Raw genomic sequence first — 17,681 nt, forward strand, 5'->3', positions numbered from 1 at the left:
ATAGAGTTGTTGTTTTAACGTCATTGCAAGGGCATATATAGGTTTCCGTCATTGCGAGCGACTAAAAGGAGCGTGGCAATCTCAGGACTTTAGCACGAGATTGCTTCGTCAAAACTTACAGTTTTTTCTCGCAATGACGGCAAAGCTATTCAAGATAAATCAACAACAAAACTAGGTGTAATCGATTGTTTAGCAGCAGCTTTCGTTAAACTATCTAGTTTTTCTTCAATATTATCAAAATTAATGTGATATTCTCTAGAATTTCCGGTTAACACTAGGCCAGAGCCTATACCGAGGCGATTTGCAGCAAGTATATCGGTGTAAAAAGTGTCCCCAATCATTAACATACGATTCTTAGGGGTATTATGACATTCTTTTAAAATCTTGCTATATATTTCTTCATATGGCTTACCGCTATAAATTACTTTTCCACCAAGCTGCTTTATTTTTTCAGCATAATAGCCGCTACAATATCTATAAACACTGTGCTGATTTATTCCAAGGTCAGGATTAGCACAAATATTGACCATTTTATGTTGTACAACAATTTTAAATAATTCATTGAACTCGTTTAAATCTAAATTTTCGTTTTCATCTCTATAGATAGTCATTAAGAAAATATTAGCTTTGTTAATATCATCAGTGATAGGACATTGAATTCCGTTTATTATATCATTTTCTAAATGTCCTAAGTGATATATTATCGGCTTTTCAATATCGAATCGTTCTTTACTTTCTAGGATCATTTGCACTGCTATTTCACCTGAGCTAATAATCATTTCAGGTAACACGTTTACTCCCCAAGATTTAATTGTTTGATGCAGCGAAAAAATATTTCGCGGAGCATTAGTAACGAAATATACTTTTTTCCGTTTAATAATTTTATTAATATTTTCTACGACGCCCGGATAAGTATGCCCTCCTTCGATTATTACACCCCAAAGATCAAATAAAAACACATCATAATCATCTATCACGTCGAAAATATTTTTTAACTTTAATGTATTCATTGTTATCTCGCTAATTTGGTATTGACTAGAAAAAGTTGACTTAAAGTTTCGGTGTCATTCCCGCTCTTGCGGGAATGACATAAGAGCTATGCAACAAGGTCTTCAGTCGTTCGCAATGACGGTGTCAGCCTTTATTTTGTTATCTCGCTAATTTTAAATCAAGAAACTTTACTATTTTAATAAGTTACGTTATAGTAATTTTTATTGTTTCTAGCAACAAATATATAGAGCTAAATATATAAATATAAAGATTATGTCGGAAATTGAAGAAAAATTTAACGAATCATCATACGGTGCTGATTCTATTAAGGTTTTAAAAGGTCTTGAAGCTGTAAGAAAAAGACCCGGAATGTATATCGGGGACGTTGGAGACGGGTCGGGTCTACATCATATGATTTATGAAGTAGTCGACAACGCTATCGACGAATCGCTCGCCGGTTATTGCGATCTAGTACGAGTAACATTAAATAAAAACGGTTCGGTAACCGTATCTGATAACGGGCGAGGTATACCCGTTGAAATTCATGAAGAAGAAGGAATATCGGCAGCTGAAGTTATTATGACGCAACTTCACGCCGGCGGTAAGTTTGATCAGAACTCTTATAAGGTTTCAGGCGGTCTACACGGTGTCGGTGTATCGGTTGTAAATGCTCTTTCTGAGTGGCTTGAGCTGCGTATTTGGCGTAATAATAAGGAATATTTGATTAGATTTAATAATGGTATAACGGAAGCTCCGCTTGCGGTTGTCAAAGAAAATATTGACAAAAAAGGTACGGAAGTTACTTTTTTCCCATCTGTAGAAATGTTTACTAATATAGAATTTGATTCCGGCACTATAGAACATCGTCTTCGTGAGCTTGCTTTTTTAAATTCAGGAGTAAAGATTTTACTCGTCGATAATCGCTTTGAAGAAGCTAAGGAAGTACAGTTTTATTATACGGGCGGTATAGAAGCTTATGTAAAATATATAGACAGAGCGAAGCACGCTATTCATCCATGTATAGTAGTTAATACGGAGAATGATGAGTCCGGTATAAGTCTTGAGCTTGCGATGCATTGGAACGATTCTTATCACGAAAATATTTTATGCTTTACTAATAATATTAGGCAGCGTGACGGCGGAGCTCATCTTAGTGCTTTCAAATCAGCGATAACACGTGTTATTACCTCTTACCTTGATACTACGGGTCTTAATAAAAAAGCTAAAAATGACTTTAGCGGTGAAGATACTAGGGAAGGGCTATGTTGTGTGCTTTCCGTTAAAGTTCCTGATCCTAAATTTTCTTCTCAAACAAAAGATAAGCTAGTAAGCTCCGAAGTACGACCGGTTGTTGAGAATGCCGTTTATACAAAGGTTCTTGAGTGGTTTGAAGAGCATCCGGCGGAAGCTAAGGCAATTATAGCTAAGATTATGGAAGCGGCTAATGCTCGTGAAGCTGCTAGAAAAGCAAGGGAGCTAACTCGAAGAAAATCAGCTTTAGAAGTCTCGAATTTACCCGGTAAGCTTGCTGATTGCCATGCAAAAGATCCGGCAATTTCAGAATTGTTTATTGTTGAGGGAGACTCTGCGGGCGGTACTGCAAAACAGGGTAGGGATAGTAAAATTCAGGCTATATTGCCTCTGCGTGGTAAAATTTTGAACGTTGAGCGAGCAAGGTTTGATAAAATGCTTGGTTCGGACCAAATCGGTACGTTAATTACAGCTCTTGGGATTAGTGTTGAACGAGAATTTTCCTTAGAAAAGCTTAGATACCATAAAGTTATTATTATGACCGATGCTGATGTTGACGGTTCACATATTAGAACATTATTACTTACGTTCTTTTATCGTCATATGCCGGAGCTAATAAATAAAGGTTATCTATACATAGCCCAGCCACCGCTTTATAAGGTAAAGAAAGGAGCAGCCGAGCTTTATTTAAAGAATGAACAAGCACTGCAAGATTATTTGATAAAATCAACTATTAATGATGCAACCTTAACTCTAGACGGTAAAGAACAGTTAGTAGGCGATAATTTAGAAGAGCTAATTAATAAAGTAGTTAAGTTTAACGGCTTGCTTGATCATGCTAGCAAAAAATTTAATCGCTCAATTACTGAAATTCTTGCAATTAATGACTTACTTAATAACAAAATATTTGAAGCTGAAAGTGATTTAAGACTTGAAAAAGCTTTAGATGTTTTAAATAGCTTAGAAGAGTCGCCTGATAAAACTAATTGGGAAATTTTAAAACATGAAAATAAAATAGAGTTTTTCCGCTTTAGTAGGGGTTTAAAAGAAAGTAAAATATTGTTGAAAGAGCAGTTGGAATCATTTGAGTTTGTACAAATATCAAAGCTTGCTTTAACAATTTTTGATATATTCGGTAAGCAATTAAAGCTTATAGTGAAAAGTCAAGAATTCGATATTTTAACGCCAAGCCAGTTGTTAAATACTATTATAGAATGCGGGAAAAAAGGTATAAACATCCAGCGTTTTAAGGGTCTTGGTGAGATGAATTCCGACCAACTATGGGAAACTACTCTTGCCCCTGCAAAAAGAACTTTGCTTCAGGTAAGAGTTGCGGAAGTCGATGAAGCGGAGGGCATTTTCTCTACTTTAATGGGTGACGTTGTTGAACCTCGCAGATTATTTATTCAAGCGAATGCTTTAAATGTCGTGAATTTGGATGTGTAGTATAATTGGTGTCATCCCGTGGCTTGACCACGGTATCCAGAAAATAACTAAAAATACTAATAATATTATTATTTTTAACTGGATCCCGCGATCAAGTCGTAGGATGACAATATAATCAGTTTCTCCTCGCAATGACGTTACAATTTTATCAAAATAATTTATGCAAAAATTAATTATTCACGGCGGTAAGCCTCTTGAAGGTAGTATTAATATTAGCGGTGCTAAAAATGCCGTGTTACCTATTATGGCGGCATCTATTCTTACCGATAAACTACATATTACTAATGTTCCAAAATTAACGGATGTTAGTACTATGAAAGATTTGCTAAGAAGTCACGGAGCGGATATTGAAATAATAGAACACCAAGATGAATTTGAGCTTATAATTAATACCGGAAATATAAATAACTTTACTGCAGATTATGAAATAGTCCGTAAAATGAGAGCATCGATTTGGGTGCTTGGTCCTTTGCTTACCAAATACGGTAAAGCAAAAGTATCGCTTCCGGGTGGTTGTGCTATTGGAGCAAGGCAAGTAGATTTGCATATTGCCGTATTAAAAGCTATGGGAGCTACGATTGAAATAGAAGACGGTTATATTAACGCTTCAAGTAAAGGACGCTTAAAAGGTACTCATTTTGTTTTTGATAAAGTTTCCGTAGGTGCTACGATTAATGCAATACTTGCAGCTGTTTTAGCAGAGGGAGACACTGTGCTTTTTAATTGCGGTCGAGAGCCGGAGATAGTTGATTTATGTAATTGTCTTATTAAAATGGGAGCCGATATTGCAGGTGTCGGCACTAGCGAAATAACGATTAAAGGTACAGATTCTTTAAATAAAGCGAGCTATAAAGTACTTTCTGATCGTATTGAAGCCGGTACTTATATGTTTGCGGCAGCTATTACTAAAGGTGATGTGAAAATTTGTGGAATTGATTACCATATTATAGAAAATATAGCTTTAAAACTCATTGAAACAGGTATAAAAGTCGTGCCGATCAATAACGGAGTCCAAGTAACTTATGAAGGGAAGTTAAATTCAGTTGATTTAGAAACTAATCCCTATCCTGGGTTTGCCACAGATTTACAAGCACAATTTATGAGTCTTATGACGCTTAGCAACGGTGTTTCAATGATCACCGAAAATATTTTTGAAAATCGTTTCATGCATGTCCCTGAATTATGTAGGATGGGAGCAGATATAGTAGTACGAGGTAATAAGGCGGTCGTCCGAGGTGTAGAAATGTTAAAAGGAGCGGAAGTTATGGCAAGTGACCTTAGAGCTTCGGTATCGCTAATACTCGTCGGTCTTAGTACTAATAGCAAAACCGTATTACATCGAATATATCACTTAGATCGTGGCTTCCAAGATTTAGAAAAAAAATTAAGTAATTGCGGTGCGGATATAAAAAGAGTATAATATACTCGATGAACTTCAAAAATTGGCTGCGTCGTTCTACAAGATCTGCGGTACTCACGTATTAAGTATACGCTCCGTTCCTCGACTTGTGAACTCCTTGCTCTTTTTGAAGTTGATCTTCGTATACTCATTTCTTATTTTTTATTCGTAGTATATTATTTTTAACGGAGAAAATTATGGCAAGAATTACAGCAGAAGATTGTAATAAAATTATACCGGATAGGTTTCGGCTTGTTGTTCTAGCAACAATATATGCTAAATTATTAAATTATAAAGTAGAAACTAGTCAAATAAAAAAAGAAAAGCGTGATAAACCTCCTGTTATCTCATTACGTAGAATTGCTGCCGGAAAAGTATCGGTAGCCCAGTTAGAACAAGACTTAATAAACAGTCTGCGTACAAGAACTATGATAGAGCCGCTTGTTAAGCAAGATGAATCAGAAGATGTAGAAGAAAAATTTGAGTATTTACCTGAAGTTTATATCGGGGAAGATTATTCTGATTTAGATGATCAAATCTTTATTGATGAGAATGGCGAAGATTATGAAACCGATAAGTAAATGCTTATCGGTGTCGGTACTGATATAGTACAAATTCCTAGAATCGAAAAGATATTACATTTATATCCGGAACTTTTTGCTAAAAAAATTCTAGCTCTAAAGGAATTAAAACAGTTTGCTTTGTTGGATAAAACAAACTGTGCTGCTTTTTTAGCCAAGCGTTTTGCTGCTAAAGAGGCTGTTAGTAAAGCCTTTGGAGTCGGTATAGGTCAAGGTATAAATTTTAAAGATATTACTATACTAAATGATGATTTAGGCAAGCCTATAGTAGAAGTTAGTTCAAACTATACAAACAAACCCACTCCTTTTAATATTCACCTTTCTCTTTCTGATGATTATCCTGTATGCGTAGCATTTGCTGTGATTGAGAGTAGTTATAATGTTATGCCTGCGTAGATCAGTTTTCTCGTCATTGCGAGGAAATTACGAAGTAATCTCAGGATTTTGTTATTATTTCATGAGATTGCCACGCAGCCTATGGCTGCTCGCAATGACGATTTGCTACCCACAATACCCGCTCGCAATGACAAAATATAAATTACGATCCGGCTTTGCTATCTGCTTTAGGTAACATGATTTTTAAATCAGCTTTAGCTTCTAAATCAGAAATATATTTCTTTAGTACTTCTGCAGCTAATATATTATCAATAGTTACTTTTGCTTCTTCTTTTGTTGGAATAGGCACAGGTTTTTTCTCAAGCACTTTGATAATATGCCAACCGAAATCGGTTTTTACAGGAGTTGAAACTTCATTTACTTTTAAAGCAAAAGCTTTCTTTTCAAATTCCGGTACTAACTGCCCAGGTTGATTTAGTAGAATGTAACCGATAACGCCGCCGTTTGAAGCTGAAGCTTTATCAAGAGATGACTCTTCTGCAAGCTTAGTGAAATTTCCGCCTTTGCTTAATTTGGTCTTTATATCGTTAGCTTCTTTTTGGGATTTAACTAAAATATGAGCAACTTTTATTTGCTCTTTACCTTTAAGATTACCGACATATTTAGTATATTCGTCATCAAACATCTTATCTGTAATGTTAGATTTTATGTAATTTGCTAGTAATTCTTGTTGAGCTAATTGATTTTTTGCATTTTTAAGTTTTTCTTGGAATTCTTTAGATGAAGTAATGTTTGATTTAGCAACTTCTTCTTTTAACAAAAGATTATTAACATAAATTTTTATTAATTTTTCCTGATCTTGCGGCGGAAAATCATCAAAATTTTTGATTGTTTCACCTGATTGAAGATTAAGCTGAGGCTTAAATTCTTTCATAATTTGCGATTCTTTTACTTCACCGCCTTTATAGGTAGCAACTACTTTGTCTTTATTGGCAAAAGCAATACCGGAAAGCATGCTAACTGATAAAAATATAACAGATAATTTTTTCATTTATGACTCATAATTGTGTTAAAAATAAGCTTAAATTTTATAAAAATAATATATAACCGTCAACAGCTATTTGAGAATATTTTATTTATTAATAATAATTTACAAATATTTGTAGTAAAAAAATGCCTTTCAATAAAAAATTATTCATTTAAATAAAATTATAACATTTGATAATTTTATAAAATATACCTATATTTTTAATTTTAAGTACTAAAATACTAAAAATATCATAAGGACTTTAATGCTTTCTATTTTAAAAAAACTTTTCGGTACTGCAAATGATCGTACTGTAAAAAAACTATTTTCCGAAATTACAAAAATTAACTCGCTTGAGCCTGCTATACAAAAATTATTAGACGAGGAGTTGAAGAATAAAACTGTAGAGTTTAAAGAAAAGCTTAAAAACGGAGCAACTTTAGACGATATAGTATATGAGGCGTTTGCGGTAGTTAGGGAAGCGGCTAGAAGAGTTTGCGGTATGCGTCATTTTGACGTTCAGCTTATAGGTGGTCTTATATTACATAGAGGCATGATTACCGAAATGCGTACCGGTGAGGGTAAGACCTTAGTTGCAACGCTTCCTGCTTACTTAAATGCTTTAACCGGAAAAGGCGTACATGTTGTAACCGTGAATGATTATTTGGTAAGCCGTGATTCTGCTTCCATGGGTAAAATTTACAATTTTTTAGGTTTATCGGTTGGATGTATTGTTGCCGGTATGCCTGATGAAGCAAAACGAGCTGCCTATAATGCCGATATTACCCATGCAACAAATAATGAACTAGGTTTCGACTATTTAAGGGATAATATGAAGTATAGTTTGCAAGAGCGAGTACTTCGTCCTTTTAATTTTGCTATCATCGATGAGGTTGATTCGATTTTGATAGATGAAGCAAGAACTCCGCTAGTTATCTCAGGTCCGGTTAATGATAATTCAGAATTATACGGTAAAATTGATAAAATTGTACGCCTGCTTAATGCAAGTGATTTTGAAAAAGACGAAAAATTAAAAACTATCAATTTAACGGAAACCGGCATTACGCATATAGAATCGCTTTTAAGTAAAGAAAATATTATAAAACCTGATACCGGTTTATATGATTTTGAGAATTTAACTTTAGTACATTATGTTAACCAAGCCTTAAGAGCTCATAATATGTTTACTGTTGATGTAGATTATTTGGTGCGTGAAGGTAAAGTAATGATTATTGATGAGTTTACCGGTCGTGTAATGGAAGGGCGTAGATATTCAGAAGGCCTACATCAAGCATTAGAAGCAAAAGAAAATGTGAAAATTCAAAATGAAAACCAAACTCTTGCATCCATTACTTTCCAAAATTATTTCCGTAATTATCCTAAATTATCGGGTATGACCGGTACGGCTATGACCGAAGCACCCGAACTAAAAGACATATATAATCTCGATGTGGTCGCAGTCCCAACCCATAATAAAGTCACAAGGCTTGACCTTGATGACGAGATTTACGGTAGTAAAAAAGAAAAATATGATGCTATCTTAAAACTGATTAAGGATTGTTACGATCGTGGTCAGCCTATACTTGTCGGTACGATAAGCATAGAAAAGTCAGAAGAACTTTCAAGCGTTTTAAATAAAGAAAAAATCCCTCATAAAGTATTAAACGCCAAATTTCATGAGCAGGAAGCTTTTATTATTGCTCAAGCAGGTAGGTTTAAGGCAGTAACGATTGCAACTAATATGGCAGGGCGAGGCACTGATATTATGCTTGGTGGTAACCCTGAAATGTTAATAGAGCAGCTGGATAAAGAACATAATTATGAAGCTAAAATAGCTGAAATAAAAGCTCAAATTGCCGAAGAAAAGAAGCAGGTTATTGAAGCAGGCGGCTTATTTGTGATAGGTACGGAAAGGCATGAAAGCCGTAGGATAGATAATCAACTAAGAGGAAGATCAGGTAGACAAGGTGATCCTGGTAAAACTAAGTTTTTCCTATCGCTTGATGACGATTTAATGCGTATTTTTGCATCAGATCGTATATCAGGAGTTCTTAGAACACTTGGATTGAAAGACGGAGAGGCTATCCACCATCCGATGATTAGTCGTTCACTTGAGAAAGCTCAGCAAAAAGTTGAAGGACATAACTACGAGATGCGTAAAAATTTATTACGTTTTGATGATGTAATGAATGACCAACGTAAGATAATATACGAGCAACGTACTGAAATTATTAAATCTAAAGATAGTCACGGTTTCTTAAATAGTACTACTGAGGAACTCGCCAAAAAGATAGTATTAACTTTCATGCCGGTAGGCTCTTATAGAGAAGATTGGGATATAGAAAATTTAAGCGTAGAATTACATCGTGTTTTTTCTATAAAATTTGATCATAATTTAGTAAGTAAAAATGATGTAACGGAAGAAGAAATCACGAAGACCGTTATACAAATGGCTCATGATATATATAAGTCAAAAGAAGAAGCCTATAGTAGCGAGTTAATGCATAATGCCGTGAAATATATTTTACTAACTACCCTTGATCAAGTTTGGAAAGATCATTTATATAGCTTAGATCATTTAAGACAAGGCATATCGCTTCGAGCTTATGCTCAAAAAGACCCTCTTAGCGAGTATCAAAGAGAAGCATTTAACTTATTCGAGCAGATGCTTAATAATTTAAAAGAATTATTTATTCAAACAATATATCACTTCCATATCGACTTAAAACATGTTCAAAAAGAAGATGTTTCGCTTGAGCATAAAAAACTTCAGAAAAATATGCGTGAGAGTCGGGAAGATCCGGCATTTAGTAAATATAATGCAGGAAGTAGCCTTGAGACTGACCTTAAACCCGTCGTATCACGCATTGACCCAAAAGATAGAAACCCTGAAGATCCTACTAGTTGGGGTAGGGTATCTCGTAATGAGCTATGTCCGTGCGGTTCAGGCAAGAAATATAAATATTGTCATGGTGCAAATGAGTAGATGAAAACCACTTTACCCGAACGTTCTCTAAAAATCCAAGCTAGGCTTAATTTTATAGTGCAGCAAATTTTAGATATTGCACAAGATAAAATCGCTATGATTATCTTGTACGGTTCTTTTGCAAGAGGCGATTGGGTACGTGATCTACCTAACGGTTACCATAGCGATACCGATATTTTGATAATTCTGAAAAAAGGTAAATATAAAGGGCATGCTACTTTAAGGTTAGAAGATAATATATAAAAGATTAGAAAAAACAGGAGTAATAAATCCTAAGCAAATTATTCCGTATGATTCATTAATATCGATAATTCTAGAGTCAATTGATGAAGTAAATAGACAGTTGGAGATAGGGCGTTATTTTTACACGGATATAAAAAAAGAAGGTATTCTTTTATATAATAGAGGTGAATTTACCTTAAGCGAAGCTAAGGAGTTACCTTGGAGTGAGATGAAAGAAATTGCTAAAGATTATTATAAAGAATGGTTTAAACATGCTAACGAATGTCTTATTGATGTTCATAATATTTTGCTAAGAGGTAATTTAAATAAATGTGCTTTTGAGTTACATCAAGCTACGGAAAGTCTTTATAGCACTATTTTATTAGTTTTTTCAAACTATAAACCAAAGCTACATGATATAGAAAAATTAGGTAGTATGGCAGAAAATTATAATAGTGAGTTATTGCAAGTATTTCCTATAGCAACCCCGGAGCAAAAAGAATGTTTTGAGTTGCTTCAAAAAGCTTATGTTGACGCAAGATATGATAAAAACTATAAAATTACAAAAGAACAACTTTTATATTTAATAGATAGAGTAGAAAAACTGAAAGAAATCACCGAAAATCTGCACGGCAAGAATTAATCAGTAGGAGTTTAGTGTCATGCCTAGCTTAGTATTGTCTGCGTGGATCGAGTTCACCCCTGTCATCCCGTGGCTTGACTACGGGATGACACAGTGGGTTTTACTGCTCCACGCAAGCAAGCCTTTTGCAGGAATGACAATAGGCTCTTTATCACCTTTAAGTTTTAAAAGAGTCTATCTTTCTTGATAAAGTGGGCGTAGTAAGGAGTTTAAATGAATTACGTGCAGTATCTACTACTGAACTATTTTCGGCATCTACAAATAATGCGCTAAAAGTTGCTAAATGGTTAGTCGAAGAAAAAAAAGCAAATGTTAATATGTGTAGTGATATTTTTAAGGATACTCCTTTAAATTCAGCCGCACGTCACGGAAATTATAAAGTAGCAGAATATCTAATATCAAAAGGAGCTGTAGTAAACGGGAACGATGGAACTTGGCTATGATCACCTTTATATGAAGCGGTAAGCACTTTAATGTAGCAAAACTATTACTTAAAAACGTTCGATGTACTTCTAAAGATATTAAGGATGATGAAATATATAAGCTGTTAGTATCATATGGTGCTGATATCAACGCAAAAGTAGAATTTAGAGGAGTAGGGTTTAGTATATATGATGGAAAAACGATATCAGAAATAGTAGAATTTAAAATAGCATTAGTCGGTGAAAGTGAAGTAATAACGGAATAATAATGATTGTTATTAAGCTTCGGTTTTTTTACTGTCACTCTGTAGCTTGACTCTATAGTGTACGAACGTTCAGGATGTCATTCTCGCATGGATTAGTTTCATCGTCATTGCGAGAAGAATTACGCAGTAATTCGACGAAGCAATCTCAGGAGTTTGTTATTATTTCATAAGATTGCCACGCAGCCTACGGCTGCTCGCAAATTGTTGCGTAGACCGGTAAAATTTACTGTGTCACCTAGTTCGCTTGACCACGGGGTCCATAAAGACAATAAAAAATACTAATAATTTTAATATTTTTAACTGGATCCCGTGGTCAAGCCACGGGATGACAGAGGTGAAATTGATCCACGTAACAATGGCTGCTCGCAATGACGAAACAACTGCTCCATGCAAGCAAGCCTTTCGCAGGAATGACAATAAGGGATTTTTTAGAAGTTGTGTAAAACAAAACCACTTTTTTCTAAGCAATGTCTATTTATCGACACGGTAGTTATTGACAAGTTTAGGAAAAAGTTTTATATTTTTCACAAGTTTAAAAAAAGTTAATAGTGTATGTCTAAAGCGAAAGCAAAAACAGCTTCCAAAAATAACCCGACTTCTAGGGAACAGGCTAAAGAATATTTTCATAACGGTCAGAAAATCAAACCGGTAAAGCTTATTGCTGTTCAAAATTCTTTTCTAGCTGCCGAATATGAATCTTCCGGAGATTTAGTCGTAGGAAGTAACGGTCAACCATTACCTTGGGGACTAGTTAAAAGCTTATCCTAATTACTTATAAACAATATATCTTCTACATAATCGGGGGCATAGCTCAGGGGTAGAGCATCTGTTTTGCACGCAGAGGGTCAAGGGTTCGATTCCCTTTGCCTCCACCAGTTCCGACAAGGGTTTCAAGGCTTTTTGAAATTTAGTAAAAACTTTGAATGTTCCTTTTGTTTTAATTTTCGATCCATGTCTTGCTAAAAAATATTCTGTCTACTATTGGTTATGGGAAGTATTTACAACAGCAGAATCTAGGCAAAAACAATAATCTACATACTCAAAAGCTTAGGTTACTAAAAGCTCAAGCAGATAAGGCAGAGCTAGAAGTAGCCATATTAGAGGGTAAATATTTAGCAATATCGGAAATAGAGCTTACTTGGTCAAATTTGTTGCTAGCGTTTAGAGCAAGGATGCTCTAGGGCTTCCAAATAATCTAGCAAGGCAAATAATAGCTCTTGATAATGATTTTGCGGCAGTATCTAATTTACTTGAGAAAGAAATACACGCAGCTTTGCTAGAACTCAGTAATTATAGCGGTGAAGAGAATAATAAATTATTAAAATATTAAATACAACTTATTGACTTATTAATATTATTTTCTTATAAATTAACAAAAAAAATGAGCAATATACTTTTACAAATCATTATCAAGATAAAATGAGTTTCCAAGATATAAATACGTTAGCAAAAATAGCTAATCTACCTCATAAAGAATTTGCTAAAATTTTATCTAATAATTATACGCTAGAAGAAATAAAGGAGATTGCAGATAAATATAAAGCAATAGATAAAGAGGCATTAAATTTATTTATAGGACAAAATTATAAGCTTTTTTATAGCTCTTATCAAACTGAAAACCCTTTTAAAGATCATACTCCATTTTTAAATTTTAAATTAGTAGAAAAATCTTTAGAAGAAAGTCCAATCCTTAATCTACTGCCTGTTGACCTAAAAATATCATATAGCTTCTTATTTAGAGGACGAAGTCGATATAATAGGCAATGACAGCTAAATCCTCTATATAATTATCCTCTATCTACTACAATGCAAGCTGGCATACATATTGGCATGCAAGAAGATTTAAGCTACACGGCAAAGCTTGCCAATCACTTAATACATAAAAATGGTACGCACACTGGCTTGATGTTCTAGATCGTGCATTAAACCTATATCAGCTAGGCTCACAAACTATGCAGATAGCAGGCGATATAAGAAAGCTAGTAGTAAGCACATCGCTGGTAGACTTAAAGAAAAATTTACAAAATCTTGACTCTGTAAGATTTGGTGTGTAGGTATCAGGGGGTACAAGTTACGACTTAATCTGACAGAGTTGAGTAATCAGGCAGCTTGATGGGCAATCATCAAATTGTCTGATATTCTCTCTATATTACCAATATTTTTATCTATATTACCAATATTACCAATATTTTTATCTTTAGCAATATAAAGTGAATCTGTAAAAGATTGCATTGGTGTTTTACCAAAGCAATGTTTACCGGAATGAGGTCTTGCATTATTGTAACTCACAAGCCAGTTATCTATATCTGTTTGCAATTCATCAAGTGAATTATAAAATTTTTTGCGGAATAGAATGTGATAGCACTCTTCCTGCATAGTTTTATGGAAACGCTCACAGATACCGTTGGTTTGAGGACTATATGCTTTAGTTTTGGAATGATCGATATTCTCAATGCCAAGATATAGTTGGTAAGCATGGTTTTCTGGTTTTCCACAATATTCCGTACCTCTATCAGTTAATATTCTAAGCAGAGGGATATCATGGTTTGCAAAGAATGGAATAACCTTATCATTTAAGTGGTCTGCAGCTGTAATAGCCGTCTTTTCGGTATAGAGTTTACAAATAGCTACTCCTCAATAGGTATCGACAAAAGTTTGCTGATAAATACGGCCTATGCCTTTAATATTACCAACATAGTAAGTATCTTGTGAACCAAGGTAGCCAGGGTGCATAGTTTCTATTTCACCACTAGCTTCACGTTGGTTTTTAACTTTTTCAAGAACAGCAAGTTGATTATCACTTAAAACAATACCATCATTTGCTACTTTAGTCTCTAGAGCTTTTAGACGTTTTTTGAAACTTTCTAAATCATGACGTAACCACACAGATCTAACTCCGCCACCAGAAATGATTATCCCACTTTTGCGTAATTCATTAGCAGCACGTTCCTGACCAAATGCTGGAAATTCAACAGCTATATTAACTACAGCATCCTCTATATTTGCGGGCACACGATTCTTAATGCAAGCTTTACGTCTAGTCATCTCATATAGAGCTTCCCCCCTCCCCACCTTGATCATGGAGCTCTTTGTAACGATAAAATGTATCCCTGCTATAACCCATTACTTTGCAAGCTTGTGATACATTCCCTAATTGTTCAGCGAGTTTTAATAAACCGATTCTTGGCTTTATGATTTTTTCTTGATATGTTGTCATCTGACAGTCTCCTTTTTAGTAGGTTGTTAAAACTTGCCAGGTACTATCTTATCTTTTTTCTTCGTACCCAACAATCCTTAACTGTCAGATCAATTCTTTACTTTTACATTTTAATATTACTCCTTCCAGACATCGATCACCTATTAATTTCTTTACTTCTCTATTCTCTGCTCTTATTGCTTACCAACTTAAACCTAATAAACCATGTATTTCTTATCCATAATCGGGGTTAACATACAAAACTGCCACCATAATTCTTCATGTTCTACGTCTGGTGTTTGATACGCCTCCAATAGTAAGTTTTGTTTACTGAATCTAAAAAAATGTTCGATATCATAACGAGAATTATAACTTTGATATGCATCAAAAAGCGAAATTTCATTACGCCTTAATCCAAATACACTCAGCCACAAAGGTCTTTTATATACTTCTTTTTTTTTGATCGTTTAGTAGTATAATTTGAATTAAATTCATCGGATATGCGGATGAATGATATTTTCTTGATCCACGTAGTAACATATCATCCCAGCACCTTATCTGTACAGTATATTTTTCCCTTTAGAATTTATCCAAGTGTTCTCTTCATATCGATCACAAGCTCTATGAGTTTTTACGTCACTCAAATGCATTTTATTGCCGAATTCAGTTTTACGCCCTTTTTTCGATATGTTTGATTCTATTGGAGTAGGTATGGAATAAAAGTTACGTGTGCTATTAATTCTAAAAATATGTACTAAATTACCCTGCTTACCAGCGGACATCCTGCATTGTTCAGTTCCATATAATGTATCCCTACAGTAGCGCAAAGCTCTTGCTCTAAATCTAATGTACTGATGCTCTCTACTATCTGCTCCATTCCAACTTCATTACCTTTTGTACAGCTCTCTACTCTTTTTGTTGAAATCGGTATTACCCAATGTTTTGCTTTTTCTAACGGATTATTCGTTAGCATCGTCAATACTGAATATTGATGACCAACTACAATCGGCTTGTTCCCAGGTGCAGGATTCGGAAAATGTGTTATACGTCTATCAACAAGATTTCTTGCATAAGGCCTTGGATTCAGCGTACAATCAATAATAAAAAGATGATACTTTGCTTCATCCTTCTTGCTTGCATAATCGTAAATCAGTTTCCCTATTTGTTTAAAGTCTGCATACGGCTCCATCTGCGATGGCGTCGGTAATGCTACTATAACCCCGATTATGGATAAGAAATACATGGTTTATTAGGTTTAAGTTGGTAAGCAATAAGAGCAGAGAATAAAGAAGTAAAAAAATTAATAGGTGATCGATGTCTGAAAGGAGTAATATTAAAATTCTCTTTTATGTAGCCAAAAATGGTTTCGATAATGAATCTCTTCCTTAAAAGGATTTTATCCAAAAGAGGTAATAAATAGTTTTTCATATCCTTTCTTATTCCGGTAATTTTTATTAAACCTTGCTTATAAAGTTTTGTAAACATTTTTTCTGAAATAAACCCCTTATCATCATAACACTTACCTTTTAGACCTTTTTTGATAACCATTGCTTCAAATGCAATTCTGTCATCAACATTACCTTTGGTAATTTTAACAGCAATAATTTCTCCCTTATCATTGATTATCATATGAAGCTTGAATCCAAAAAACCAATCGACAGAACTACGTCCCATTTTTGCAAGATTATTAAAAGTTCTGTTAGAATTAATTCTGATATTTTTACATACTGCAAAATGTGTGGAATCTGCATAATAAATTCCCGTTCTTTTCCCACTTAAGTAATGTAACATCACAATCAATGGCAGAAATAATGAAGGAATAAGCTGAACAAATCTCTCATAACAAGGTGGATTCCTGAACAAATTACCATTAATAATAAAGTTTTGGTAATAAGCTTTTAAATGTTTATATGCACTAAAATGGTAAAAATCATTATTGAGAGTTCTTCACTTAAGGAAAGCTTACCTTCTCTAAATCTTTGCTTATTACTTTTCAGCAATTGATGTTTTACCCATTTCTCATAAATTTTACAAAATTTATCTACTATACAAAATATTGTAGTATATTTACACATGTTATTAAACCTTTATTTTACTCCTTCAGTGCCCTATTTATATAAGGTTTAATAACTCTTGTAACCTTCCTTCCTCTCTATTCCTTATCCATAATCGGGGTTACTATACTGTCTATCAAAACAATTGACGTTGCTTAATTGTATAATGCTCCTACACCGATGTCCATTACTAGTTAACGCATCTAGTAAATTCATAATTGCATCCGAACGTTTTGGAAAAAGCTGATATAACTGGCTTTGTTCGGAAGGGGGCAAGTAATTATGATTGTTATAATGAATTTTCTACTTATTTAAAGGAGAATAGTGGAACTCAAATCATGGGTAAAACAATAGAACAGTATTATAATCATTACATCAAAATAAACCTAGGCTTTATAAAAGCATTAAAATTAAATTCAATCATTCAATATTGCAATAAGCATAGCGGGCTAGAAAACGTACAAGATTTTATTAAACGAATTCAGACAAGTTTGAAAGAAGATGTCTATAAAGGAATAGATTATGTAGAAGCAATGGGGTTAGATTTAGAATCAATTAGGCATAATATACATATGATTAATCAAGATATTAATCAAACAGTAGTTGATATTGATGATAATAGAATGCAACTGTTATTTAACAATACAAATTATTTAAAAATTTTAGGTATAAAAATTATCAAGATGGTAATCATGCTATAGTTTTTGTCAAAAATACTAATGGTGTATCGATAATTGATTCCCTAAATAAAAATTCAAGTTTTAGTAATAGTTTAGAAAAATTAGTGAATAATCTATTAAATTTAGGAATAAAGTTTATTAATATTATTTATTCTGGATTACAACAACCTAACTCTGGAGTA

General features: G+C 34.0%; 19 protein-coding genes, 1 tRNA gene and 2 pseudogenes. 15 read left to right on the forward strand and 7 right to left on the reverse strand.

All coding sequences use genetic code 11. The features are described 5' to 3' along the window. Window positions 1–149 precede the first annotated feature (149 nt). Entirely contained in the window at window positions 150–1,010 is an 861-nt protein-coding gene (locus RMONA_RS04720; protein WP_023507891.1) for a TIGR01459 family HAD-type hydrolase, read from the reverse strand. Between the two features lie 253 nt (window positions 1,011–1,263). On the opposite strand from RMONA_RS04720, the gene gyrB reads away from it, so the two are divergent. From gyrB to acpS, 5 genes are all read left to right on the forward strand, one after another. Next, window positions 1,264–3,687, forward strand: coding sequence for a DNA topoisomerase (ATP-hydrolyzing) subunit B (gene gyrB, locus RMONA_RS04725; RefSeq protein ID WP_023507892.1), 2,424 nt, complete (start codon window positions 1,264–1,266; stop codon window positions 3,685–3,687). Then, window positions 3,680–3,802 (forward strand): hypothetical protein, encoded by a 123-nt coding sequence (locus tag RMONA_RS10935; RefSeq protein WP_269429013.1) that lies wholly within the window; start codon window positions 3,680–3,682, stop codon window positions 3,800–3,802. Before gyrB ends, RMONA_RS10935 begins: the two co-directional genes overlap by 8 nt. 45 nt (window positions 3,803–3,847) lie before the next feature. Next, on the forward strand, window positions 3,848–5,107 hold the full coding sequence (gene murA / locus RMONA_RS04730) for a UDP-N-acetylglucosamine 1-carboxyvinyltransferase (protein ID WP_023507893.1): 1,260 nt from the start codon (window positions 3,848–3,850) through the stop codon (window positions 5,105–5,107). Window positions 5,108–5,283: 176 nt separating this feature from the next. Next, a complete protein-coding gene (gene rpoZ, locus RMONA_RS04735; protein WP_023507894.1) occupies window positions 5,284–5,667 on the forward strand; it encodes a DNA-directed RNA polymerase subunit omega in 384 nt (127 codons plus the stop codon). Continuing rightward, window positions 5,668–6,063, forward strand: coding sequence for a holo-ACP synthase (acpS, locus tag RMONA_RS04740; protein ID WP_023507895.1), 396 nt, complete (start codon window positions 5,668–5,670; stop codon window positions 6,061–6,063). A gap of 142 nt (window positions 6,064–6,205) precedes the next feature. Here the strand turns inward: acpS and RMONA_RS04745 are convergent, their stop codons facing one another. Then, window positions 6,206–7,054 carry a foldase protein PrsA gene (locus tag RMONA_RS04745; protein ID WP_023507896.1) on the reverse strand — a complete coding sequence of 283 codons (849 nt, stop codon included), beginning with the start codon at window positions 7,052–7,054 and terminating at the stop codon, window positions 6,206–6,208. A 241-nt stretch (window positions 7,055–7,295) separates the two neighbouring features. Here RMONA_RS04745 and secA point away from each other — a divergent pair, with 241 nt between their 5' ends. The 5 genes from secA to RMONA_RS04760 all read left to right on the forward strand — a co-directional run bounded on the left by secA (window position 7,296) and on the right by RMONA_RS04760 (window position 11,324). Further along, window positions 7,296–10,016 (forward strand): preprotein translocase subunit SecA, encoded by a 2,721-nt coding sequence (secA, locus tag RMONA_RS04750; protein WP_023507897.1) that lies wholly within the window; start codon window positions 7,296–7,298, stop codon window positions 10,014–10,016. Further along, window positions 10,017–10,259 (forward strand): nucleotidyltransferase domain-containing protein, encoded by a 243-nt coding sequence (locus RMONA_RS09810; protein ID WP_023507898.1) that lies wholly within the window; start codon window positions 10,017–10,019, stop codon window positions 10,257–10,259. A 100-nt stretch (window positions 10,260–10,359) separates the two neighbouring features. Continuing rightward, a complete protein-coding gene (locus RMONA_RS09815; protein WP_023507899.1) occupies window positions 10,360–10,881 on the forward strand; it encodes a HEPN domain-containing protein in 522 nt (173 codons plus the stop codon). A gap of 19 nt (window positions 10,882–10,900) precedes the next feature. Further along, window positions 10,901–11,068 (forward strand): hypothetical protein, encoded by a 168-nt coding sequence (locus RMONA_RS09325; protein ID WP_023507900.1) that lies wholly within the window; start codon window positions 10,901–10,903, stop codon window positions 11,066–11,068. Between the two features lie 4 nt (window positions 11,069–11,072). After that, complete coding sequence (locus tag RMONA_RS04760; protein WP_023507901.1) at window positions 11,073–11,324, forward strand: ankyrin repeat domain-containing protein; 252 nt, start codon at window positions 11,073–11,075, stop codon at window positions 11,322–11,324. Window positions 11,325–11,800: 476 nt separating this feature from the next. On the opposite strand, the gene RMONA_RS09665 is transcribed toward RMONA_RS04760, so the two are convergent. After that, the gene (locus RMONA_RS09665; RefSeq protein ID WP_242402803.1) at window positions 11,801–12,037 is read right to left on the reverse strand and encodes a hypothetical protein; all 237 of its coding nucleotides are present in this window, start codon (window positions 12,035–12,037) and stop codon (window positions 11,801–11,803) included. Window positions 12,038–12,121: 84 nt separating this feature from the next. On the opposite strand from RMONA_RS09665, the gene RMONA_RS04765 reads away from it, so the two are divergent. The 4 genes and pseudogenes from RMONA_RS04765 to RMONA_RS04780 form a co-directional block, all read left to right on the forward strand. After that, window positions 12,122–12,337 (forward strand): hypothetical protein, encoded by a 216-nt coding sequence (locus tag RMONA_RS04765; protein ID WP_008580410.1) that lies wholly within the window; start codon window positions 12,122–12,124, stop codon window positions 12,335–12,337. Between the two features lie 32 nt (window positions 12,338–12,369). Beyond that, a tRNA-Ala gene (locus RMONA_RS04770) sits at window positions 12,370–12,444 on the forward strand. An 81-nt stretch (window positions 12,445–12,525) separates the two neighbouring features. Then, a complete protein-coding gene (locus RMONA_RS04775; RefSeq protein WP_037231493.1) occupies window positions 12,526–12,750 on the forward strand; it encodes a hypothetical protein in 225 nt (74 codons plus the stop codon). A gap of 196 nt (window positions 12,751–12,946) precedes the next feature. Then, window positions 12,947–13,219: pseudogene (locus RMONA_RS04780) on the forward strand (hypothetical protein); the annotation flags it as partial. A gap of 450 nt (window positions 13,220–13,669) precedes the next feature. On the opposite strand, the pseudogene RMONA_RS04785 reads toward RMONA_RS04780, so the two are convergent. The 4 genes and pseudogenes from RMONA_RS04785 to RMONA_RS04795 all read right to left on the reverse strand — a co-directional run bounded on the left by RMONA_RS04785 (window position 13,670) and on the right by RMONA_RS04795 (window position 16,643). Then, window positions 13,670–14,786 (reverse strand): annotated as a pseudogene (locus RMONA_RS04785) (IS481 family transposase). A gap of 194 nt (window positions 14,787–14,980) precedes the next feature. Next, window positions 14,981–15,199 (reverse strand): hypothetical protein, encoded by a 219-nt coding sequence (locus RMONA_RS09330; RefSeq protein ID WP_023507902.1) that lies wholly within the window; start codon window positions 15,197–15,199, stop codon window positions 14,981–14,983. A 320-nt stretch (window positions 15,200–15,519) separates the two neighbouring features. Beyond that, window positions 15,520–16,008 carry a hypothetical protein gene (locus RMONA_RS07405; RefSeq protein ID WP_023507904.1) on the reverse strand — a complete coding sequence of 163 codons (489 nt, stop codon included), beginning with the start codon at window positions 16,006–16,008 and terminating at the stop codon, window positions 15,520–15,522. Beyond that, window positions 15,990–16,643 (reverse strand): IS982 family transposase, encoded by a 654-nt coding sequence (locus RMONA_RS04795; RefSeq protein ID WP_339325424.1) that lies wholly within the window; start codon window positions 16,641–16,643, stop codon window positions 15,990–15,992. Before RMONA_RS04795 ends, RMONA_RS07405 begins: the two co-directional genes overlap by 19 nt. 409 nt (window positions 16,644–17,052) lie before the next feature. On the opposite strand from RMONA_RS04795, the gene RMONA_RS04800 reads away from it, so the two are divergent. Further along, window positions 17,053–17,520, forward strand: a complete 468-nt coding sequence (locus tag RMONA_RS04800; RefSeq protein WP_157699831.1) for a hypothetical protein — start codon at window positions 17,053–17,055, stop codon at window positions 17,518–17,520. Window positions 17,521–17,681: the final 161 nt, after the last annotated feature.

The organism is Rickettsia monacensis, assembly GCF_000499665.2.
GTDB lineage: Bacteria > Pseudomonadota > Alphaproteobacteria > Rickettsiales > Rickettsiaceae > Rickettsia > Rickettsia tamurae.